Genomic DNA, 21,043 nt, shown 5'->3' with positions numbered 1-21,043 from the left:
ACACCTCCTTCACTTTCGCATAACTTATTGACTTTACGTATAAGCGAATGCCCTTTGGCGCGCGAAAACGGCGCGTTTTATTAATGACCGGGAGGTGGGTTTTGCAACGAGCACGTTGTTATCTGCTGGGTGAGCGAGCGGTGGTACTGGAGCTGGAACCGCCGGTTTCGCTCGTCAGCCAGCAGCGCATCTGGGGATTGTGTCAGCGGCTGCAGCAGAATGAGCAGGTGGCGGAAGTGATTCCGGGCATGAACAACCTGACGCTGCTGCTGCGCGATCCGCAGCTGAAAGCGCTGGACGCGATCGAACGCTTGCAGCGCTGGTGGGAGGAGAGCGAAGTGCTGCTGGCCGAGCCGCGTCAGATTGAGATTCCGGTGGTGTATGGCGGTGCCGGCGGGCCGGATCTGGCAGAGGTCGCCCGTGCGGCGGGCCTGACCTCCCAACAGGTGGTGGAGCTGCACAGCAGCGCGGATTACGTGGTCTATTTCATTGGCTTCCAGCCGGGTTTCCCTTATCTCGGTGGGCTTGACGAACGGCTGCACACGCCGCGTCGCGCCGAGCCGCGGCTGGTGGTGCCTGGCGGTTCGGTGGGGATTGGCGGCAGTCAGACCGGCATCTATCCGCTGGCCGCGCCCGGCGGCTGGCAGCTGATTGGTCACACGTCGCTGAGCCTGTTCGATCCGCAACAGCAGCCGCCGACGCTGCTGCGTCCCGGCGATAGCATCCGCTTCGTACCGCAGTCGGAGGGCGTATGTTAAACATTTTGCGTGCCGGATTAATGACCTCGGTGCAGGATCGCGGCCGTCACGGCTGGCGGCAATACGGTATCAGCCTGAGCGGCGCCCTGGATGAGCCTTCAATGCGCACGGCCAACATGCTGGTCGGCAACGCGGAAAACTGCGCGGTGCTGGAGATTGTGCTCGGCCAGTTCAAAGCGGAGTTTCGCCGCGACGGCTGGTTTGCGCTGACCGGCGCCAGCTGCAGCGCCGAACTGGATGGTCAGCCGGTGTGGACCGGCTGGCGCCTGCCGGTGAAAAAGGGCCAGGTGCTGAGCCTGTCCATGCCCACGCGCGGTATGCGCAGCTATCTGGCGGTGAACGGCGGTTTCGCCATCGACGCCATGCTGGGCTCGCACAGCACCGACCTCAAAGCGGCCTTTGGCGGCTGGCAGGGGCGTAAACTGCAGGATGGCGATCAGCTGCCGCTGGGTAAGCCGACGCGCCGCTTCAGCCATCAGGCTGGCGTACGGCAGCTGCTGTGGGGCAACCGCATCCGCGCGCTGCCGGGGCCGGAGTACAACGAATTTACCCATGACGCGCAGGACGCTTTCTGGCGTAACCCGTGGCAGCTCAGCCCGCAAAGTAACCGCATGGGCTATCGGCTGCAGGGCAGTCCGCTGCAGCGCAGTGCCGCGCGTGAACTGCTGTCGCACGGCCTGGTGCCGGGTGTGGTGCAGGTGCCGCCAAACGGTCAGCCGATTGTGCTGATGGCCGATGCGCAAACCACCGGCGGTTATCCGCGTATCGCCTGCGTGATCGAAGCCGACCTTTATCAGCTGGCGCAGATTCGTCTGGGAGAACCGATCCACTTCATTCGCTGTACGCTGGAGGAAGCGCTGCTGGCGAAACAGCAGCAGCAGCGTTCGCTTGATCAGATAGCCTGGGGGCTTGCTCATGAAGATCGATCTTAACGCCGACCTCGGTGAAGGCAGCGCCAGCGATCGGGCTCTGCTGGAGCTGGTGAGCTCGGCCAACATCGCCTGCGGTTTCCATGCCGGCGATGCCGAAACCATGCTGCAGTCAGTGCGCTGGGCCAGTGCCAACGGCGTGGCGATTGGTGCGCATCCGAGCTTCCCCGACCGGGAAAACTTTGGCCGGACCGCCATGCAGCTGCCGCCGGAAACCGTGTATGCCCAGGTGATCTACCAGATTGGTGCCCTGAAAAGCATCGCCGAAAGTGAAGGGGCGCAGCTGGCGCACGTGAAGCCGCACGGCATGCTGTATAACCAGGCGGCGGCGGATGCACAGCTGGCGGATGCGATTGCGCGCGCGGTGAAAGCCGTCGATCCGGCGTTGATTCTGGTTGGTCTGGCGGGCAGCGCCTCAATTGCCGCCGCCGCGCATCACGGTTTGCGCACGCGCGAAGAAGTGTTTGCCGACCGCGGCTATCTGGCCAGTGGCGCGCTGGTGCCGCGCAGCCAGCCGGGGGCGTTAATCGAAGAGGCAGAGCAGGCGCTGGCGCAGACGCTGACGATGGTGCAGCAGCGACAGGTGCGCAGCATCAGCGGCGAATGGGTGGCGGTGAACGCGCAGACGGTTTGTCTGCATGGCGATGGCGCTCATGCGCTGGCATTCGCCCGCACGCTGCGCGCCGCTTTTGCGACAAATCAGATTGCTGTCACCAGCGCCTGAGCATTGACTGTTGGCCCGGCCTGTTGCCGGGCTTTTTTATTTCTGACGAGGGGAAAACATGGATAACGTGGTCAATCTCTGGCCGTTACTCGGCATCGCCGCGATTGTGCTCGGCTTTGTGCTGCGCTTCAATCCGGTGCTGGTGGTGATTGTAGCCGGTTTTGTTACCGGGCTGGCAGCGCACATGCCGCTCGGCGATATTCTGGAGAAGCTCGGCTCCGGCTTTCTCAATACCCGCAATCTGCCGTTGATCCTGCTGTTACCGCTGGCGGTGATCGGACTGCTGGAGCGTCACGGCTTGAAAGAGCGCGCGCAGACGTGGATCGCCCGCATCAAAACTGCCACCGCTGGCCGTTTACTGATTGTCTATCTGTTCGTGCGTGAACTGACTGCGGCGCTGGGGCTGACCAGCCTGGGCGGTCACCCGCAGATGGTGCGTCCGCTGCTGGCACCGATGGCCGAAGGCGCAACCGAAAATCGTTACGGCACCGTGTCACCCGAGATACGCCAGCGGCTGCGCGCCATGTCGGCGGCCACCGATAACGTCGGTCTGTTCTTTGGTGAAGATATCTTCGTGGCCTTTGGCGCCATCATCTTCATGCACAACTTTATGCAGGAGTCGGCGGGCATCAGCACCGAACCGTTGCACATCGCGCTGTGGGGCATTCCGACGGCGCTGTGTGCGTTCCTGATTCATGCTGCGCGACTGGTGCGGCTCGACCGTCAGCTGTCGCGTGAGCTGGGCGCGCTCAACCAGCAGGCGCTGCGCGCAAAAGGAGGTGAGTGATGTTTCAGCAACAGTATCTGATGTGGCTGGCCGGGGCGATCCTGCTGATTGTCGCGCTGCTGTCATGGCGCGATAGCGCCAACCCACGCCGTTTTACCACCGGTTTATTCTGGGCGCTGTACGGTCTGATTTTCCTGATTGGCGACGGTGCTTATCAACTGATGGGGCAGTGGGCCGGTGATGCGGAGCTGGGACGTCGCTGGTTGCATATTGCCGTGGGCGCGGCGGTGGTGGTCATGGCGCTAATTGCCGGGTTCGGCGGCGTGCGCCTCGGTCGCTATCATCAGCGCAGCGATGAACAGAAGCAGCAGAGCGCGCAGCGTCTCGGCAATAAGCTGTTCCTGCCGGCGCTGGCAATTCCGCTGGTGACGGTTATTGGCGTGCTGGCGTTCAATCATATTCCCGGTCTGCAGGAGAAGGTATTTGGCCCGGGCAATCATTCGACGCTGGTCACGCTGTTTTCGATGATGATTGGCTGCGTGCTGGGCTGGCTGATTGCGCTGAAGTTTACCCACGAGAAGCCGCTGCAGTCGATGCAGGAGACGCGGCGTTTGCTGGATGCGGTTGGCTGGGCGTTTATTCTGCCGCAGATTCTCGCCACGCTCGGCCTGCTGTTTACCAGCGCTGGCGTCGGGACGGCGATTTCACATTTGACCGAACACTATCTGGCGGTGGATAACCGGCTGATTGCGGTCGCGGTGTATGCGCTGGGCATGGCGCTGCTGACCATGGTGATGGGCAATGCGTTTGCGGCGTTCCCGATTGTCACCGCCGGCATCGGTATTCCGATTCTGGTGCTGCAGCACGGCGGCAATCCGGCGGTTATGGCGGCGATCGGCATGTTCTGCGGGTACTGCGGCACGCTGATGACGCCGATGGCTGCCAACTTCAATATTGTTCCGGCACGTTTACTGGAGCTGCCGGACCGTAACGCGGTGATCAAGGCTCAGGTACCAACCGGTGTGCTACTGTTACTGGTAAATATTTTCCTGCTTTATTTCCTGATGTTCCTGTGAGGTTGCGATGAAAACGGTGTTAATGACGGCGTTCGAGCCGTTTGGCGGCGAGCGCATTAATCCGTCGTGGGAAGCGGTGCGCAGCTTTGATGGTCGGGAGTTCGGCGGCGCGCGGATTGTGGTGCGCCAGCTGCCGGTGGTATTCGCCCGCTGCGGCCAGGTGCTGACCGCTGCGCTGGAAGAGTTGCAGCCGCACCGCGTGCTGTGCGTCGGCCAGGCTGGCGGGCGCAGCGATATCAGCGTAGAGCGCGTGGCGATTAATGTGAACGATGCGCGCATTCCGGATAACGACCAGCAGCAGCCGGTCGATCAGCCGATTGTCGCCGGGGGACCGGCGGCCTATTTCTCTACGCTGCCGATCAAAGCGATGGTCGCGGCACTGCGCGAAGTGGGGATTCCGGCTTCGGTGTCGCAAACCGCCGGGACGTTTACCTGCAATAACGTCATGTATCACCTGCTGCACTGGCTGCAGACCACAGGCAGCGCAGCACGCGGCGGTTTCGTGCATATTCCTTATATGCCGCAGCAGGCGGCGCAGCATCCTGGCGCACCAAGTATGTCGACCGCCAGTGTGATTCAGGCGCTGGAAACGTCGCTGCAGGTGATTCTCAGCACTGAGAAAGACATTCGCGAAGTGGGCGGCGCAACCCATTAATCAGGAGCGGTTATGCCAGAGGGACCGGAGATCCGCCGCGCGGCGGATCAACTTGCAGCGGCAATGGTGGGCAAACCTCTGACCGAGGTGTGGTTTGCTTTTCCGGCGCTGAAGACCTACGAACCGGCGCTGATGGGGGAAACCATCGACGCCTTTGAAACGCGCGGCAAGGCACTGCTGACGCATTTCTCTAACGGACTGACGCTGTACAGCCATAATCAGCTGTACGGCGTGTGGCGTGTGGTGCCGAGCGGGACTGAACCCAATACTTCGCGCCAGCTGCGCGTGCGGCTGGGTAATGCCGACCGGGCAATTTTGCTGTATAGCGCTTCGGATATTGAGCTGCTGAACGCAGATACGCTCGGCGCGCATCCGTTTTTGCAACGCGTCGGACCGGACGTACTGGACGCTACGCTGACGGTGGAAGAGGTGCGCGAGCGACTGCTGTCGCCGCGTTTTCGTCGCCGCCAGTTCAGCGGTTTGCTGCTGGATCAGGCATTTCTCGCCGGGCTCGGCAACTATCTGCGCGTCGAGATTTTGTGGCACGCCGGTTTGCTGGCGCAGCATCGTGCACAGGATTTGAGCGACCAGCAGCTGGATGCGTTGAGCCACGCCATGCTGGCGGTGCCGCGTTTGTCTTATCAGATGCGTGGCAGCATGAAGAAGTATCACGAAGAGGCAGCGTTTCGTTTCGAGGTGTTTCACCGCCAGGGCAAAAAGTGCCGGCGCTGCGGTACCGTCATTGAGAAGGGCGTACTGTCATCACGACCGTTTTACTGGTGTCCGGGCTGTCAGCATTGAGTTTTGGTCACTAATAGACGAGGCGTGGGACAGGCCATCATCGTCTTCCGGCAAACTGCACCAGAGCTAATGCACTGACTGGCTGAGCGCCGGGGCAGGCAATCCGCAGCGCTGAACAGCATGAGGAAGTCAGGATGAGACCGCATGGATGCGGGCGAAAGCCGGAGCCGGGACAGGATGTCCCGTCTACGGCGGTCCGTCAGACTGACGAAGGGTGTGAAGGTACCGCGTCAGCGGCGCGAGGACGCCTGAAACGGGGCTCAGCCAGGCAGGGCTCGGCACGATGCGCCCCAAACTTTCGCCGTATACTAAAAAAGAAAAGGGCGGGATAACCCGCCCTGATTGTTATTTTTTCAGCGCCGAGCTGAATTCGCGCTCGGTGTAACCGGTGTAGAGCTGACGTGGGCGGGCAATCTTCATGCCTTCGTCGTGCATCTCTTTCCAGTGCGCAATCCAGCCAACGGTACGCGCCATCGCGAAGATTACGGTAAACATTGATGACGGAATGCCCATCGCTTTCAGAATGATGCCGGAATAGAAATCGACGTTCGGATAGAGTTTGCGCTCGATAAAGTACGGGTCGTTCAGCGCGATGTGCTCCAGCTCCATCGCCACTTCCAGCAGGTCGTCCTTCATGCCCAGTTCGTTCAGCACTTCATGACAGGTTTCACGCATCACGGTTGCGCGCGGGTCATAGTTCTTATACACACGGTGACCGAAGCCCATCAGACGGAACGAATCGTTCTTATCTTTGGCGCGACGCACGAATTCCGGGATGTGATCCACGGTGCTGATCTCTTCCAGCATACGCAGCGTGGCTTCGTTGGCACCACCGTGCGCAGGTCCCCACAGCGAGGCGATACCGGCGGCGATACAGGCAAACGGGTTCGCACCGGAAGAACCGGCGGTACGCACGGTAGAAGTTGATGCGTTCTGTTCGTGGTCAGCGTGCAGGATCAGAATACGGTCCATGGCGCGTTCCAGCACCGGGTTCACTTTGTACTCTTCACACGGCGTAGCAAACATCATATGCAGGAAGTTACCGGCATAGGAGAGGTCGTTACGCGGATACACAAACGGCTGGCCGATGGAGTATTTGTAACACATCGCGGCCATGGTCGGCATTTTTGACAGCAGGCGGAAGGCGGCGATTTCACGGTGACGTTCAATATTCACGTCTAATGAATCGTGATAGAAGGCTGCCAGCGCGCCGGTCACGCCGCACATCACTGCCATCGGGTGTGAATCACGACGGAAGCCGTGGAACAGGCGGGTGATCTGCTCGTGAATCATGGTGTGACGGGTTACGGTAGTGCGGAACTCGTCGTACTGCGCCTGTGTTGGGGCTTCGCCGTTCAGCAGGATGTAGCACACTTCCAGATAGTTTGAGTGGGTAGCCAGCTGATCGATAGGGAAACCGCGATGTAACAAAATCCCTTCATCACCATCAATAAAGGTAATTTTTGATTCGCAGGACGCCGTAGAGGTAAAACCGGGGTCGAAGGTGAACAGGCCTTTTGAGCCAAGGGCGCGGACATCAACAACATCCTGTCCCAGCGTGCCTTGCATCACATCCAGTTCCACGGAGTTGTTATCTTGTAGGGTTAGCGTCACTTTTTTATCTGTCATTTTTCGTCTCCATAGCGCCTTAGTAGGTAAGGATCTTAGACACCAGAACAGTCATCATGTTGCGTTTACCCGCCGTATTTTCGGGCCGCCGCTACACTGGCTGCGCGCGCGCAGTGCGGTCATTTACTTGCGTAAACGCCCATCATTTGCACGCTTACTGCCTTGTTGCAACCCGCACGACTTAGGCTAAAACAGAATCTTCACAGCATCACTCAGCGGTAACGTTCATGCTGCAAGGTTACGGAGCGAAATGTGTAAAGCCAATCGGTGGTGTCCGGGCATGACGCGCTGCACATCGTGGATGTTAAAGATCCTGTCACGACATAACTTCTTGGTAACCAATAACCTGACGGTTTGTATTGCTCGTAAAGGCAATGTTACATAACTTGAGCTTAGGGGAAAGTGTATCCCCATAACTTTTATGCATCATAGGGTTTTAGTGCGTTCGTTTGTAACTGAAATGTTGATCTATTGTCAAATCAGATAATTAAAAATGTATAAATTGTGAAATACGTGAGGCGGATCACTGTTCAGCTTAAATGTGACCAAAGAGATTGTAGGGGAATTGTAATCAGAATGTGATCCTCCTATACTGCCGCCAGGTCTCCGGAATACCCTGACACCAGGAGCCACCCAGCGTTTTACCCGCTTCATTTAACACTGGATGTTGCTATTTTGGTGGCGGTTGCAGTCCGAACACGCACTGTGCTCTTCTGTAACTCAGGACCGGAGGAAGCAAAATAAAAAAGAGCTGTGTGGGCAAAACCGTGAAAAAACAAAGACCTGTTAACTTGGATCTCTCGACGATCCGGTTTCCCGTTACTGCAATATCGTCCATTCTCCACCGCGTCTCCGGCGTGATTACCTTTGTCGCTCTCGGAATTCTGCTCTGGTTACTGGGTCTCTCCCTCTCTTCTCCGGAAGGTTTCCAGCAAGCGGCATCCATCATGGATAGCTTCTTCGCCAAATTCATCATGTGGGGCATCCTGACCGCGCTGGCATATCACGCAGCAAGCGGCATTCGTCACATGCTGGCCGACTTCGGTTTTACGGCAGAAACCCTGCAGGTGGGAACCCGTACCGCGCAAGCGGTTTTTGTTATCACTGTCGTGCTCTCAATTCTGGCTGGAGTCCTCGTATGGTAAGCAATGCTTCTGCATTAGGACGCAACGGTATCCATGACTGGCTGTTACTGCGTGCTGCTGCAATCTTAATTACGCTCTACATTCTCTACATCCTCGGTTTTGTCGTGATGACCGGCACGCTGACGTATGACGTCTGGCGCGGCTTTTTCGCTTCCTCCTTTACCAAAGTGTTCACGTTGCTGACGCTGTTCTCGATTCTGGTCCACGGCTGGATTGGCATGTGGCAGGTCCTGACCGACTACGTGAAACCGCTGGCAACGCGTCTGGTGTTGCAACTGGTGATTGTGGTCGCGCTGTTGTCGTATGCAATTTATGGAACTGTTGTGGTGTGGGGTGTGTAAATGAGTTTGCCAGTCAGAGAATTTGATGCCGTGGTGATCGGCGCAGGTGGTGCGGGTATGCGCGCCGCGCTGCAAATCTCCCAATCGGGCCAGAGCTGTGCTCTGTTATCCAAAGTGTTCCCAACCCGTTCCCACACCGTATCGGCGCAGGGCGGGATTACCGTGGCGCTGGGTAACTCCCACGAAGATAACTGGGAATGGCACATGTACGATACCGTCAAAGGCTCCGATTACATCGGTGACCAGGACGCGATCGAATATATGTGTAAAACCGGTCCGGAAGCGATTCTGGAGCTGGAGCACATGGGCCTGCCATTCTCCCGTCTTGATGACGGCCGCGTTTATCAGCGTCCGTTTGGTGGTCAGTCGAAAAACTTCGGTGGTGAGCAGGCGGCGCGTACCGCTGCTGCTGCCGACCGTACCGGCCACGCCCTGCTGCATACGCTGTATCAGCAGAACCTGAAAAACAAAACCACCATCTTCTCCGAGTGGTATGCACTGGATCTGGTGAAAAACGCTGACGGTGCGATCGTCGGCTGTACCGCCATCTGCATCGAAACCGGTGAAACGGTCTACTTCAAAGCCAAAGCCACTATCCTCGCGACCGGCGGTGCTGGCCGTATCTATCAGTCCACCACCAACGCCCACATCAACACCGGCGACGGCGTCGGCATGGCGCTGCGTGCCGGCGTGCCAATGCAGGATATGGAGATGTGGCAGTTCCACCCAACCGGCATCGCCGGGGCGGGTGTGCTGGTGACCGAAGGCTGCCGTGGTGAAGGTGGCTATCTGCTGAACAAGCATGGCGAACGTTTCATGGAGCGCTACGCGCCAAACGCCAAAGATCTGGCGGGCCGTGATGTGGTGGCGCGTTCAATGATGGTGGAAATCCGTGAAGGTCGCGGCTGCGACGGCCCATGGGGTCCGCACATCAAACTGAAACTCGACCATCTGGGTGCTGAAGTGCTGGAATCCCGTCTGCCGGGCATCCTTGAGCTGTCGCGTACCTTTGCTCACGTTGACCCGATTAAAGAACCGATTCCGGTTATCCCGACCTGCCACTACATGATGGGCGGCGTGCCGACCCGCGTGACCGGTCAGGCGCTGCGCGTCAACGAGCAGGGCGAAGATGAAGTGATTCCGGGCCTGTTCGCGGTAGGCGAAATTGCCTGCGTATCGGTACACGGCGCAAACCGTCTTGGCGGCAACTCGCTGCTCGACCTGGTGGTATTTGGCCGCGCGGCCGGTGTTCACCTGATGGAGTGCATCGCTGAGCAGGGCGAACTGCGCGACGCCACCGAAGATGAAATCGACGCGGCGATGGCCCGCTTCAACCGCTGGGAAAACAACACCACCGGTGAAGACCCGGTTGAAATCCGCAAGGCGCTGCAGCGCTGCATGCAGAACAACTTCTCGGTATTCCGTGAAGGGGATGCAATGCGTGAAGGCCTGGCCGAGCTGAAAGAGATTCGTGAGCGCCTGAAAAATGCGCGTCTCGATGACCGTTCACCGGACTTCAACACCCAGCGTATCGAATGCCTTGAGCTGGATAACCTGATGGAAACCGCTTACGCCACCGCGGTAGCGGCCAACTTCCGCACCGAAAGCCGTGGCGCTCACAGCCGCTTCGACTACCCGGAGCGTGATGATGCCAACTGGCTGTGCCACAGCCTCTATGTTCCGCAAACGGAAAGCATGACGCGCCGTGAGGTGAACATGCAACCGAAACTGCGTGCGGCCTTCCCGCCGAAAGCGCGTACTTACTAATTGCGGAGATCATCATGAGACTCGAATTTTCTATCTATCGTTACAACCCGGAAGTCGATGACAAACCGCGCATGCAGGATTACACCCTCGAAGCGGAAGATGGTCGCGACATGATGCTGCTGGACGCGCTGATCCGTCTGAAAGAGAAGGATCCTACGCTGGCCTTCCGTCGCTCCTGTCGTGAAGGCGTGTGCGGCTCCGATGGCCTCAACATGAACGGTAAAAATGGCCTGGCATGTATCACGCCGGTCTCCGCACTGGGCAATGGCAGCAAGAAGATTGTAATCCGTCCGCTGCCGGGTTTGCCGGTAATCCGCGACCTCGTGGTGGACATGGGGCAATTCTATGCTCAGTATGAGAAGATTAAGCCTTTCCTGTTGAATAATGGGGAAAATCCGCCAGCGCGCGAGTATCTGCAAACGCCTGCGCAGCGTGAGCACCTGGACGGCCTGTACGAGTGTATTCTCTGTGCCTGCTGCTCCACGTCGTGCCCGTCGTTCTGGTGGAATCCGGACAAGTTCATCGGTCCGGCCGGCCTGCTGGCGGCGTACCGCTTCCTGATTGACAGCCGCGACACCGAAACCGATGCGCGTCTCGACAATCTGAATGATGCTTTCAGTGTTTTCCGCTGTCACAGCATCATGAACTGTGTGAGCGTGTGCCCGAAAGGCTTAAACCCAACGCGCGCCATCGGCCATATTAAGTCGATGCTGCTGCAGCGCGGGGCGTAACAAACGGAAGTCACGATCGGGAACCCAGGTTCCCGATCGTTTACGGAAGCCTCTATAAGCGCGGTACTGACCACGCTTATAAAGGTTCCCTTACGGGCCAGGCGCCGGTTGCGCACAGGTTCGTATCGCTGAACTCACTACGGCAAGCCGCGTAAGCGGCAACAAATGAAACCTCAAAAAAGCAGATTAATGCTTAAGGGATCACAATGCAGAACAGCGCGATGAAACCCTGGCTGGACTCCTCCTGGCTGGCCGGCGCGAACCAGTCCTACATAGAGCAACTCTATGAGGATTTCCTGACCGATCCTGACTCTGTTGATGAAGTGTGGCGCTCGATGTTCCAGCAGCTGCCGGGCACCGGCGTGAAACCTGAGCAGTTTCACTCCACGACGCGTGAATACTTCCGCCGCCTGGCGAAAGACGCCACCCGCTACACCTCCACAGTCACCGATCCGGCCGCTAATTCCAAACAGGTTAAAGTGCTGCAGCTGATTAATGCGTTCCGCTTCCGCGGCCATCAGCACGCTAACCTCGATCCGCTCGGCCTGTGGAAGCAGGAACGCGTGGCGGATCTCGATCCGGCCTTCCACGATCTGACCGACGCCGATTTTCAGGAAAGCTTTAACGTAGGCTCTTTCGCCATTGGCAAAGAGACCATGAAGCTGGCCGATCTTTATGCCGCACTGCAGCAGACCTACTGTGGTTCGATTGGTGCAGAGTACATGCACATCAACAACACCGAAGAGAAGCGCTGGATTCAGCAGCGTCTGGAATCGGTAGTAGGCCATGCGTCATTCAGCGCGGACGAGAAAAAAGGTTTCCTGAAAGAGCTGACGGCGGCAGAGGGCCTGGAAAAATACCTCGGCGCGAAATTCCCGGGTGCCAAACGCTTCTCGCTGGAAGGCGGTGATGCGCTGGTACCGATGCTGCGCGAAATGATTCGCCACGCCGGCAAGAGCGGCACGCGTGAAGTGGTGCTGGGCATGGCGCACCGCGGCCGTCTCAACGTGCTGATCAACGTACTGGGTAAAAAACCGCAGGATCTGTTCGACGAGTTCTCCGGCAAGCACAAAGAGCACCTCGGTACCGGTGACGTGAAGTACCACATGGGCTTCTCGTCAGACGTGGAAACCGAAGGCGGCCTGGTGCACCTGGCGCTGGCGTTCAACCCGTCGCATCTGGAAATTGTAAGCCCGGTCGTCATGGGCTCGGTGCGTGCGCGTCTGGATCGTCTGGCAGAGCCGGGCAGCAACAAAGTTCTGCCGATCACCATTCACGGTGACGCCGCGGTTATTGGCCAGGGCGTGGTGCAGGAAACCCTGAACATGTCGCAGGCTCGCGGTTACGAAGTGGGTGGCACCGTACGCATCGTGATTAACAACCAGGTGGGCTTCACCACCTCGAATCCGAAAGATGCGCGTTCTACCCCGTACTGCACCGACATCGGCAAAATGGTGCTGGCACCGATCTTCCACGTCAACGCGGACGATCCGGAAGCGGTGGCGTTTGTTACCCGTCTGGCGCTGGATTATCGCAACACCTTCAAACGCGATGTGTTCATCGACCTGGTGTGCTACCGCCGTCACGGCCATAACGAAGCCGACGAGCCAAGCGCAACCCAGCCGCTGATGTATCAGAAAATCAAAAAGCATCCGACGCCGCGCAAAATCTACGCCGATCAGCTGGAAAGCGAAGGCGTGGCCACGCAGGAAGATGCCACCGAGCTGGTAAACCTGTACCGCGATGCGCTGGATGAAGGCGAGTGCGTGGTGCCGGAATGGCGTCCGATGAGCCTGCACTCGTTCACCTGGTCTCCGTACCTCAACCACGAGTGGGATGAGAGCTACCCGGAAACCGTGGACATGAAACGTCTGCAGGAGCTGGCGCGCCGCATCAGCAGCATTCCGGAAGCGGTGGAAGTGCAGTCGCGCGTTGCCAAGATTTACAACGACCGCAAAGAGATGGCGGAAGGCAACAAGCTGTTCGACTGGGGCGGCGCGGAAAACCTCGCTTACGCCACGCTGGTGGACGAAGGCATTCCGGTGCGCCTGTCGGGTGAAGACTCCGGCCGCGGCACCTTCTTCCACCGTCACGCGGTGATTCACAACCAGCAGAACGGTTCGACTTACACTCCGCTGCACCACATCCATAACGGTCAGGGTCAGTTCAAGGTGTGGGATTCGGTGCTGTCGGAAGAAGCGGTACTGGCGTTCGAATACGGTTACGCCACCGCCGAGCCGCGCGTGCTGACCATCTGGGAAGCGCAGTTCGGTGACTTCGCCAACGGCGCTCAGGTGGTGATCGATCAGTTCATCAGCTCCGGCGAGCAGAAATGGGGCCGCATGTGTGGTCTGGTGATGCTGCTGCCGCACGGCTACGAAGGGCAGGGGCCGGAGCACTCCTCCGCGCGCCTTGAGCGCTATCTGCAGCTGTGTGCTGAGCAGAACATGCAGGTCTGCGTGCCATCAACGCCAGCGCAGGTCTACCACATGCTGCGTCGTCAGGCGCTGCGCGGTATGCGCCGTCCGCTGATCGTGATGTCGCCGAAGTCGCTGCTGCGTCATCCGCTGGCAGTATCCAGCCTTGATGAGCTGGCCAACGGCAGCTTCCAGCCGGCGATTGGTGAGATCGACGACCTCGATCCGCAGCAGGTGAAACGCGTAGTGCTGTGCTCCGGTAAAGTTTATTACGATCTGCTGGAGCAGCGTCGTAAGAACGAGCAGACCGATGTCGCCATCGTGCGTATCGAACAGCTCTATCCGTTCCCGCACAAAGCGGTGCAGGAAGCGCTGAAGAATTACGCCCATGTTCAGGATTTCGTCTGGTGTCAGGAAGAGCCACTGAACCAGGGCGCATGGTATTGCAGTCAGCATCATTTCCGCGAAGTGGTTCCATTTGGTGCGTCACTGCGTTACGCAGGCCGTCCGGCTTCTGCTTCACCGGCCGTGGGCTATATGTCCGTACATCAACAACAGCAGCAAGACCTGGTCAATGACGCGCTGAACCTTGGTTAATTAAAAGGAAAGAAAATGAGTAGCGTAGAAATTCTCGTTCCCGATTTGCCTGAATCCGTAGCGGACGCCACGGTAGCCACCTGGCATAAAAAACCCGGCGACTCTGTGACCCGCGACGAAGTGCTGGTCGAGATCGAAACTGACAAAGTGGTACTGGAAGTGCCTGCCGCCGCTGACGGTGTGCTGGAAGCGGTGCTGGAAGACGAAGGCGCCACCGTAACATCGCGCCAGATTCTGGGCCGTCTGAAGGAAGGCAACAGCGGCGGGAAAGAGACCACGGCGAAAGTGGAAAGCAAGGAGTCTACGCCTGCACAGCGTCAGACTGCATCTCTGGAAGAAGAGAGCAATGACGCGCTCAGCCCGGCCGTGCGCCGCCTGATTGCGGAAAACAACCTCGACGCCAGCCAGATTAAAGGCACCGGTGTTGGCGGCCGTCTGACGCGCGAAGATGTAGAAAAACATCTGGCGAAGAAAGCCGACGGCGCGAAAGCGGCACCGGCAGCCGATGCGGCTCCGCAGGCAGTCGCCAACCGCAGCGAGAAGCGCGTGCCAATGACCCGTCTGCGCAAGCGCGTGGCCGAGCGTCTGCTGGAAGCGAAAAACAGCACCGCAATGCTGACCACCTTCAACGAAGTCAACATGAAGCCGATCATGGATCTGCGCAAGCAGTACGGCGATGCCTTCGAGAAGCGTCACGGCGTGCGTCTGGGCTTTATGTCCTTCTACATCAAAGCGGTGGTCGAAGCGCTGAAACGCTTCCCGGAAGTTAACGCGTCGATCGACGGCGACGATGTGGTGTACCACAACTATTTCGATGTCAGCATCGCGGTCTCAACGCCGCGTGGTCTGGTGACGCCAGTGCTGAAAGATGTTGATGCGCTGAGCATGGCCGACATCGAGAAGAAAATTAAAGAGCTGGCGGTGAAAGGCCGTGACGGCAAGCTGACGGTGGAAGAACTGACCGGCGGTAACTTCACCATCACCAACGGTGGTGTGTTCGGTTCGCTGATGTCTACGCCGATCATCAACCCGCCGCAGAGCGCGATTCTGGGGATGCACGCCATCAAAGATCGCCCAATGGCGGTGAATGGTCAGGTGGTGGTGCTGCCAATGATGTATCTGGCGCTCTCCTACGATCACCGTCTGATCGATGGTCGTGAATCTGTCGGCTATCTGGTCGCGGTGAAAGAGCTGCTGGAAGATCCGGCGCGTCTGCTGCTGGATGTCTGATTTTCGCCGGGCGCGCTGGCACGAGGCGCGCCCAAATTAACCCTGTTTAGATCTGAATGGATAGAACATCATGAACTTACACGAATACCAGGCGAAGCAGCTGTTTGCACGGTATGGTATGCCAGCACCGACTGGCTACGCCTGCACCACGCCACGTGAAGCCGAAGAAGCCGCCTCGAAAATTGGCGCGGGTCCGTGGGTGGTGAAATGTCAGGTTCATGCCGGTGGCCGCGGTAAAGCGGGCGGTGTGAAGGTGGTTAACAGTAAAGAAGACATTCGTGCTTTCGCTGAAAACTGGCTGGGCAAACGTCTGGTGACCTACCAGACTGACGCCAATGGCCAGCCGGTAAACCAGATCCTGGTTGAAGCGGCGACCGACATCGATCAGGAGCTGTATCTGGGTGCAGTGGTTGACCGTGCTACCCGTCGCGTGATCTTCATGGCGTCAACCGAAGGCGGCGTGGAAATCGAAAAAGTGGCGGAAGAAACCCCGCACCTGATCCACAAAATGGCGCTGGATCCGCTGACCGGCCCGCAGCCATACCAGGGCCGCGATCTGGCATTCAAACTGGGCCTGACCGGCAAGCAAGTCAGCCAGTTCACCAAAATCTTCATGGGTCTGGCGACCATGTTCCTGGAGCGCGACCTGGCGATGGTTGAGATCAACCCGCTGGTGATCACCAAACAGGGCGACCTGATCTGTCTGGATGGCAAACTGGGTGCCGATGGCAATGCCCTGTTCCGTCAGCCAGAGCTGCGTGAAATGCGCGACCCAAGCCAGGAAGACCCACGTGAAGCCCACGCGACGCAGTGGGAGCTGAACTACGTCGCGCTGGAAGGCAACATTGGCTGTATGGTCAACGGCGCTGGTCTGGCGATGGGCACTATGGACATCGTGAAACACCACGGTGGTCAGCCTGCAAACTTCCTTGATGTTGGCGGCGGCGCAACCAAAGAGCGCGTTACCGAAGCCTTCAAAATCATCCTGTCTGACGATGCTGTGAAAGCGGTATTCGTTAACATCTTCGGCGGCATCGTGCGCTGCGACCTGATCGCAGACGGCATCATCGGTGCTGTGGCTGAAGTGGGTGTCAACGTACCGGTCGTGGTACGTCTGGAAGGTAACAACGCCGAGCTGGGCGCGAAGAAACTGGCGGACAGCGGTCTTAACATCATTGCAGCAACCAGCCTGACAGACGCAGCACAGCGTGTTGTCGCTGCTGCGGAGGGTAAATAATGTCCATTCTGATCGACAAAAACACCAAAGTCATTTGCCAGGGTTTCACCGGTGGCCAGGGAACGTTCCACTCTGAGCAGGCGCTGGCCTATGGTACGCAGCTGGTTGGCGGTGTGACGCCAGGTAAAGGCGGCACCACCCATCTCGGTCTGCCGGTGTTTAACACCGTGCGCGAAGCAGTAGAAGCCACAGGCGCCACCGCTACCGTGATCTACGTGCCGGCACCGTTCTGCAAAGACGGTATCCTGGAAGCGATCGACGCGGGCATCAAACTGATCATCACCATCACCGAAGGTATCCCGACGCTGGATATGCTGACGGTGAAAGTGAAGCTGGACGAAGCAGGCGTGCGCATGATTGGCCCGAACTGCCCGGGTGTGATCACCCCAGGCGAATGTAAGATCGGTATTATGCCGGGCCACATTCACCAGCCAGGCCGCGTCGGTATCGTGTCACGTTCCGGTACGCTGACCTATGAAGCGGTTAAGCAGACCACCGACATCGGCTACGGCCAGTCCACCTGTGTGGGCATCGGCGGTGACCCGATCCCAGGCTCCAACTTCATCGACATCCTGAAAATGTTCCAGGACGATCCGCAGACCGAAGCGATCGTGATGATCGGTGAGATCGGCGGCAGCGCTGAAGAAGAGGCCGCGGCGTTCATCAAAGAGCACGTGACCAAGCCTGTCGTCGGCTATATCGCCGGCGTAACGGCGCCGAAAGGCAAGCGTATGGGCCACGCCGGCGCCATCATTGCCGGTGGTAAAGGCACCGCCGATGAGAAATTTGCTGCGCTGGAAGCGGCCGGTGTGAAAACCGTTCGCAGCCTGGCCGATATCGGCGACGCAGTGAAAGCGGTACTGCCAGCGAAATAAGATTTTGCTGCTGAAAGAACAAAGCCACCTGCGGGTGGCTTTTTTTATGGCTGTAATGCACGGCCATTAGCCGTCCTCACACATTTGCAGTAAAAACGTAACGGCAACATTTTCTGCGGCTATGCTTACTTTGTCGTTGAGTAAAGAAGGGCAAAGAGGCGTGCTTTTTCCCGTCAGCGTCCAGGCGTCTGGCTGGCACAGAGGTTAAATAATTACGGGAAAGGTAATTGTTTTCTTAATTGCGCCATCGATTTATGACAACTAATTAACAACAACTCTAACACTACATATCTGGAAAATTATTGTCTTAATCCAGATCAATAAAAGGCGATATATAGCAAACTTTACCGCTGGCTAAAAGCAACCCAACCGGTATAAATTGCGCTGCATCAATTCAGTCTTTTTCATCATTTTTCAGGAGTTTGTGCCAGGCGTTGTCATATCAATTCTGTCGCCTCCTCATCTTACTCCTGCTCGAAACAGGCTGAAGCGATCGGTTTTTCGGGGAATTTTCACCACTGTTACTCGCTCACTTCGGGCCGCAGTACGCATTGTGCTGTCGGTAACAAAACTGGAATCAATAATCAGTCGTTCCTGACCTTATTCTGCATCGCACTGCCCGCTGTTTGTGGTTGTTATTCGCAGGATGAGTTCATGCGAGGAGCAAGGAGTCATCATGTTAGATATTGTCGAGCTGTCGCGTTTACAGTTTGCCCTGACGGCGATGTACCATTTCCTGTTCGTGCCATTAACGCTGGGTATGGCGTTTTTGCTGGCGATCATGGAAACGGTCTATGTCCTGTCGGGAAAACAGATTTATAAAGATATGACCAAATTCTGGGGCAAGTTGTTTGGTATCAACTTTGCGCTGGGCGTGGCCACCGGTCTGACCATGGAATTTCAGTTCGGTACCAACTGGTCTTATTACTCCCACTACGTCGGCGATATCTTCGGTGCGCCGCTGGCCATCGAAGGCCTGATGGCGTTCTTCCTTGAATCCACCTTTGTCGGCCTGTTCTTCTTCGGCTGGGATCGCCTCGGTAAAGTGCAGCACCTGGCGGTGACCTGGCTGGTGGCACTTGGCTCGAACATGTCCGCGCTGTGGATCCTGGTGGCGAACGGCTGGATGCAGAACCCGATCGCCTCCGAATTCAATTTCGAAACCATGCGTATGGAGATGGTGAGCTTCTCCGAGCTGGTGCTGAACCCGGTGGCGCAGGTGAAATTTGTGCATACCGTGGCCGCGGGCTACACCACCGGAGCGATGTTCATTCTGGGCATCAGCGCCTGGTATCTGCTTAAAGGGCGCGACATCGCGTTTGCCAAACGCTCCTTTGCGATCGCTGCCAGCTTCGGTATGGCTGCCGTGCTGTCGGTCATCGTGCTGGGTGACGAATCCGGCTATGAAATGGGCGACGTGCAGAAAACCAAGCTGGCCGCCATCGAAGCCGAATGGGAAACCCAGCCGGCGCCGGCGGCCTTTACGCTGTTTGGCGTGCCGGATCAGGCGACGCAGGAGAACAAGTACGCCATCCAGATCCCGTATCTGCTCGGTTTGATTGCCACCCGTTCTGTCGATACGCCGGTCACCGGCCTGAAAGATCTGCTGGCGCAGCATGAAGTGCGCATCCGTAACGGTATGAAAGCCTATGCGCTGCTGAACGAGCTGCGTGCCGGCAGTAAAGATCCGGCGGTACGCAGTGAGTTTGAGACGCATAAACAGGATCTCGGCTACGGTCTGCTGCTCAAGCGTTATACCCCGGACGTGGCGAACGCCACGGAAGCGCAAATCCAGCAGGCAACGCAGGATTCCATTCCGCGCGTGGCACCGCTCTATTTTGCCTTCCGCATCATGGTGCTGTGTGGCGTGCTGCTGCTGGGCATCATTGCGCTGTCGTTCTGGAGCGTGATTCGTAACCGCATCGGTAAGAATCGCTGGCTGCTGAAAGCGGCGCTGTACGGTATTCCACTGCCGTGGATTGCCGTCGAAGCTGGCTGGTTTGTCGCTGAATATGGCCGTCAGCCGTGGGCGATTGGTGAGGTGCTGCCAACCGCTGTGGCCAACTCGTCGCTGACCGTCGGCGATCTGCTGTTCTCGATGATCCTGATCTGCGGCCTGTATACCGTGTTCCTGGTGGCGGAAATGTATCTGATGTTCAAATTTGCCCGCCTTGGTCCAAGCAGCCTGAAAACCGGCCGCTATCACCATGAAACAGTGCAGGCTGTGACTCAACCGGCGCGCGGATAAGGAGAGCGACCATGTTTGACTATGAAGTGTTGCGTTTTGTCTGGTGGCTGCTGATTGGCATTCTGCTGATCGGTTTTGCCGTCACCGACGGCTTCGATATGGGCGTGGGAATGCTGACCCGCATCCTCGGTCGCACCGATACCGAGCGTCGCATCATGATTAACAGCATCGCGCCGCACTGGGACGGTAACCAGGTCTGGCTGATCACTGCCGGCGGGGCGCTGTTCGCCGCCTGGCCAATGGTCTATGCCGCCGCGTTCTCCGGTTTTTACGTGGCGATGATTCTGGTGCTGGCCTCGCTGTTCTTCCGTCCGGTCGGCTTTGATTACCGGTCGAAGATTGAAGATATGCGCTGGCGCGGTGCCTGGGACTGGGGCATCTTCATTGGCAGCTTTGTGCCGCCGCTGGTGATTGGCGTGGCGTTCGGTAACCTGCTGCAGGGTGTGCCGTTCCATGCTGATGAGTATCTGCGCCTGTTCTACACCGGTAATTTCTTCCAGCTGCTTAATCCGTTTGGCCTGCTGGCTGGGGTGATCAGCGTCGCGATGATTCTGGCCCAGGGCGCGACTTACCTGCAGATGCGCACCAGCGGCGAACTGCACCTGCGTTCCCGCACGGCGGCGCAAATCAGCGCGCTGGTGATGCTGGTGGGCTTTGTACTGGCCGGCGTGTGGGTGAAGTACGGCATTGATGGCTATGTGCTGAAAAGCGCAATCGATCATCACGCGGCGTCTAACCCGCTGGGTAAAGACGTGGTGCGTGAAGCCGGAGCCTGGCTGGTCAATTTTGAACAGATGCCGGTGCTGTGGTTGTTCCCGCTGCTCGGCGCGCTGCTGCCGCTGCTGACGATCCTGTGTTCGCGCATGGAGAAGGGCGCATGGGCGTTTATCTTCTCTTCGCTGACGCTGGCGTGCGTCATTATGACGGCTGGCATTGCGCTGTTCCCGTTCATCATGCCATCCAGCACCGTGCCAGGCACCAGCCTGACCATGTGGGACGCGACCTCCAGCCTGCTGACGCTGCAGATCATGACCGTGGCTGCCATTATCTTTGTGCCGATTATTCTGGCTTACACCAGCTGGTGTTACTACAAGATGTATGGCCGCATCACCAAAGAACACATTGAGCGCAATACGCACTCCCTGTACTGATTGAG

Annotated in this window: 18 protein-coding genes; 17 read left to right on the top strand and 1 reads right to left on the bottom strand. The window is 58.0% G+C overall.

Features of this window, described 5'->3' with window-relative positions:
* Nucleotides 1–101: 101 nt before the first annotated feature.
* From pxpB to nei, 7 genes are read left to right on the top strand one after another with little or no spacing between them, the layout of a single operon-like run.
* Nucleotides 102–758 carry a 5-oxoprolinase subunit PxpB gene (gene pxpB, locus AC6I8P_RS13115; RefSeq protein WP_481657763.1) on the top strand — a complete coding sequence of 219 codons (657 nt, stop codon included), beginning with the start codon at nt 102–104 and terminating at the stop codon, nt 756–758.
* Nucleotides 752–1,690, top strand: a complete 939-nt coding sequence (gene pxpC, locus AC6I8P_RS13110) for a 5-oxoprolinase subunit PxpC (RefSeq protein WP_481657762.1) — start codon at nt 752–754, stop codon at nt 1,688–1,690. The genes pxpB and pxpC overlap by 7 nt, the downstream gene beginning before the upstream one ends.
* Complete coding sequence (gene pxpA, locus AC6I8P_RS13105) at nt 1,674–2,411, top strand: 5-oxoprolinase subunit PxpA (RefSeq protein WP_481657761.1); 738 nt, start codon at nt 1,674–1,676, stop codon at nt 2,409–2,411. The genes pxpC and pxpA overlap by 17 nt, the downstream gene beginning before the upstream one ends.
* 58 nt (nt 2,412–2,469) lie before the next feature.
* Entirely contained in the window at nt 2,470–3,198 is a 729-nt protein-coding gene (locus tag AC6I8P_RS13100) for a DUF969 domain-containing protein (RefSeq protein WP_132465534.1), read from the top strand.
* On the top strand, nt 3,198–4,214 hold the full coding sequence (locus tag AC6I8P_RS13095; protein WP_058775287.1) for a DUF979 domain-containing protein: 1,017 nt from the start codon (nt 3,198–3,200) through the stop codon (nt 4,212–4,214). Before AC6I8P_RS13100 ends, AC6I8P_RS13095 begins: the two co-directional genes overlap by 1 nt.
* A 7-nt stretch (nt 4,215–4,221) precedes the next feature.
* Nucleotides 4,222–4,869, top strand: a complete 648-nt coding sequence (gene pcp, locus AC6I8P_RS13090) for a pyroglutamyl-peptidase I (RefSeq protein ID WP_058775288.1) — start codon at nt 4,222–4,224, stop codon at nt 4,867–4,869.
* Nucleotides 4,870–4,881: 12 nt separating this feature from the next.
* On the top strand, nt 4,882–5,670 hold the full coding sequence (gene nei, locus AC6I8P_RS13085) for an endonuclease VIII (RefSeq protein WP_058769449.1): 789 nt from the start codon (nt 4,882–4,884) through the stop codon (nt 5,668–5,670).
* Between the two features lie 345 nt (nt 5,671–6,015).
* Here nei and AC6I8P_RS13080 read toward each other — a convergent pair whose 3' ends face one another.
* Nucleotides 6,016–7,299 (bottom strand): citrate synthase, encoded by a 1,284-nt coding sequence (locus AC6I8P_RS13080; RefSeq protein ID WP_021508542.1) that lies wholly within the window; start codon nt 7,297–7,299, stop codon nt 6,016–6,018.
* A gap of 755 nt (nt 7,300–8,054) precedes the next feature.
* Here AC6I8P_RS13080 and sdhC point away from each other — a divergent pair.
* The 10 genes from sdhC to cydB all read left to right on the top strand — a co-directional run bounded on the left by sdhC (nt 8,055) and on the right by cydB (nt 21,038).
* Entirely contained in the window at nt 8,055–8,444 is a 390-nt protein-coding gene (gene sdhC / locus AC6I8P_RS13075) for a succinate dehydrogenase cytochrome b556 subunit (RefSeq protein ID WP_021508541.1), read from the top strand.
* The gene (gene sdhD / locus AC6I8P_RS13070) at nt 8,438–8,785 is read left to right on the top strand and encodes a succinate dehydrogenase membrane anchor subunit (RefSeq protein ID WP_021508540.1); all 348 of its coding nucleotides are present in this window, start codon (nt 8,438–8,440) and stop codon (nt 8,783–8,785) included. The genes sdhC and sdhD overlap by 7 nt, the downstream gene beginning before the upstream one ends.
* Nucleotides 8,786–10,552, top strand: a complete 1,767-nt coding sequence (gene sdhA, locus AC6I8P_RS13065; protein WP_021508539.1) for a succinate dehydrogenase flavoprotein subunit — start codon at nt 8,786–8,788, stop codon at nt 10,550–10,552. It abuts the gene before it with no gap.
* Between the two features lie 14 nt (nt 10,553–10,566).
* Complete coding sequence (locus AC6I8P_RS13060) at nt 10,567–11,283, top strand: succinate dehydrogenase iron-sulfur subunit (protein WP_481657759.1); 717 nt, start codon at nt 10,567–10,569, stop codon at nt 11,281–11,283.
* A 206-nt stretch (nt 11,284–11,489) separates the two neighbouring features.
* Nucleotides 11,490–14,297 carry a 2-oxoglutarate dehydrogenase E1 component gene (gene sucA, locus AC6I8P_RS13055; RefSeq protein ID WP_021508537.1) on the top strand — a complete coding sequence of 936 codons (2,808 nt, stop codon included), beginning with the start codon at nt 11,490–11,492 and terminating at the stop codon, nt 14,295–14,297.
* Nucleotides 14,298–14,312: 15 nt separating this feature from the next.
* Nucleotides 14,313–15,527 (top strand): 2-oxoglutarate dehydrogenase complex dihydrolipoyllysine-residue succinyltransferase, encoded by a 1,215-nt coding sequence (gene odhB, locus AC6I8P_RS13050; RefSeq protein WP_021508536.1) that lies wholly within the window; start codon nt 14,313–14,315, stop codon nt 15,525–15,527.
* Between the two features lie 70 nt (nt 15,528–15,597).
* The gene (gene sucC / locus AC6I8P_RS13045; protein WP_481657758.1) at nt 15,598–16,764 is read left to right on the top strand and encodes an ADP-forming succinate--CoA ligase subunit beta; all 1,167 of its coding nucleotides are present in this window, start codon (nt 15,598–15,600) and stop codon (nt 16,762–16,764) included.
* Entirely contained in the window at nt 16,764–17,639 is an 876-nt protein-coding gene (sucD, locus tag AC6I8P_RS13040; RefSeq protein WP_021508535.1) for a succinate--CoA ligase subunit alpha, read from the top strand. The genes sucC and sucD overlap by 1 nt, the downstream gene beginning before the upstream one ends.
* Nucleotides 17,640–18,315: 676 nt before the next feature.
* Nucleotides 18,316–19,887, top strand: coding sequence for a cytochrome ubiquinol oxidase subunit I (cydA, locus tag AC6I8P_RS13035; protein WP_058757874.1), 1,572 nt, complete (start codon nt 18,316–18,318; stop codon nt 19,885–19,887).
* Nucleotides 19,888–19,898: 11 nt separating this feature from the next.
* The gene (gene cydB, locus AC6I8P_RS13030; protein ID WP_021508533.1) at nt 19,899–21,038 is read left to right on the top strand and encodes a cytochrome d ubiquinol oxidase subunit II; all 1,140 of its coding nucleotides are present in this window, start codon (nt 19,899–19,901) and stop codon (nt 21,036–21,038) included.
* The last annotated feature ends 5 nt before the right edge of the window (nt 21,039–21,043 follow it).

It is taken from the genome of gamma proteobacterium symbiont of Lampromicra miyakona, from assembly GCF_059730895.1.
This window is presented reverse-complemented; position numbering and strand designations above follow the sequence as displayed.

Bases quoted from the DNA above. Each gene is read 5' to 3' on its own strand.
- nei (WP_058769449.1), top strand. From the start codon at position 4,882: ATGCCAGAGGGACCGGAGATCCGCCGCGCGGCGGATCAACTTGCAGCG.
- pxpA (WP_481657761.1), top strand. From the start codon at position 1,674: ATGAAGATCGATCTTAACGCCGACCTCGGTGAAGGCAGCGCCAGCGAT.
- AC6I8P_RS13060 (WP_481657759.1), top strand. From the start codon at position 10,567: ATGAGACTCGAATTTTCTATCTATCGTTACAACCCGGAAGTCGATGAC.
- AC6I8P_RS13100 (WP_132465534.1), top strand. From the start codon at position 2,470: ATGGATAACGTGGTCAATCTCTGGCCGTTACTCGGCATCGCCGCGATT.
- cydA (WP_058757874.1), top strand. From the start codon at position 18,316: ATGTTAGATATTGTCGAGCTGTCGCGTTTACAGTTTGCCCTGACGGCG.
- AC6I8P_RS13080 (WP_021508542.1), bottom strand. From the start codon at position 7,299: ATGACAGATAAAAAAGTGACGCTAACCCTACAAGATAACAACTCCGTG.
- sdhD (WP_021508540.1), top strand. From the start codon at position 8,438: ATGGTAAGCAATGCTTCTGCATTAGGACGCAACGGTATCCATGACTGG.
- sucA (WP_021508537.1), top strand. From the start codon at position 11,490: ATGCAGAACAGCGCGATGAAACCCTGGCTGGACTCCTCCTGGCTGGCC.
- pxpC (WP_481657762.1), top strand. From the start codon at position 752: ATGTTAAACATTTTGCGTGCCGGATTAATGACCTCGGTGCAGGATCGC.
- sucC (WP_481657758.1), top strand. From the start codon at position 15,598: ATGAACTTACACGAATACCAGGCGAAGCAGCTGTTTGCACGGTATGGT.
- sdhA (WP_021508539.1), top strand. From the start codon at position 8,786: ATGAGTTTGCCAGTCAGAGAATTTGATGCCGTGGTGATCGGCGCAGGT.
- odhB (WP_021508536.1), top strand. From the start codon at position 14,313: ATGAGTAGCGTAGAAATTCTCGTTCCCGATTTGCCTGAATCCGTAGCG.
- AC6I8P_RS13095 (WP_058775287.1), top strand. From the start codon at position 3,198: ATGTTTCAGCAACAGTATCTGATGTGGCTGGCCGGGGCGATCCTGCTG.
- pcp (WP_058775288.1), top strand. From the start codon at position 4,222: ATGAAAACGGTGTTAATGACGGCGTTCGAGCCGTTTGGCGGCGAGCGC.
- cydB (WP_021508533.1), top strand. From the start codon at position 19,899: ATGTTTGACTATGAAGTGTTGCGTTTTGTCTGGTGGCTGCTGATTGGC.
- sucD (WP_021508535.1), top strand. From the start codon at position 16,764: ATGTCCATTCTGATCGACAAAAACACCAAAGTCATTTGCCAGGGTTTC.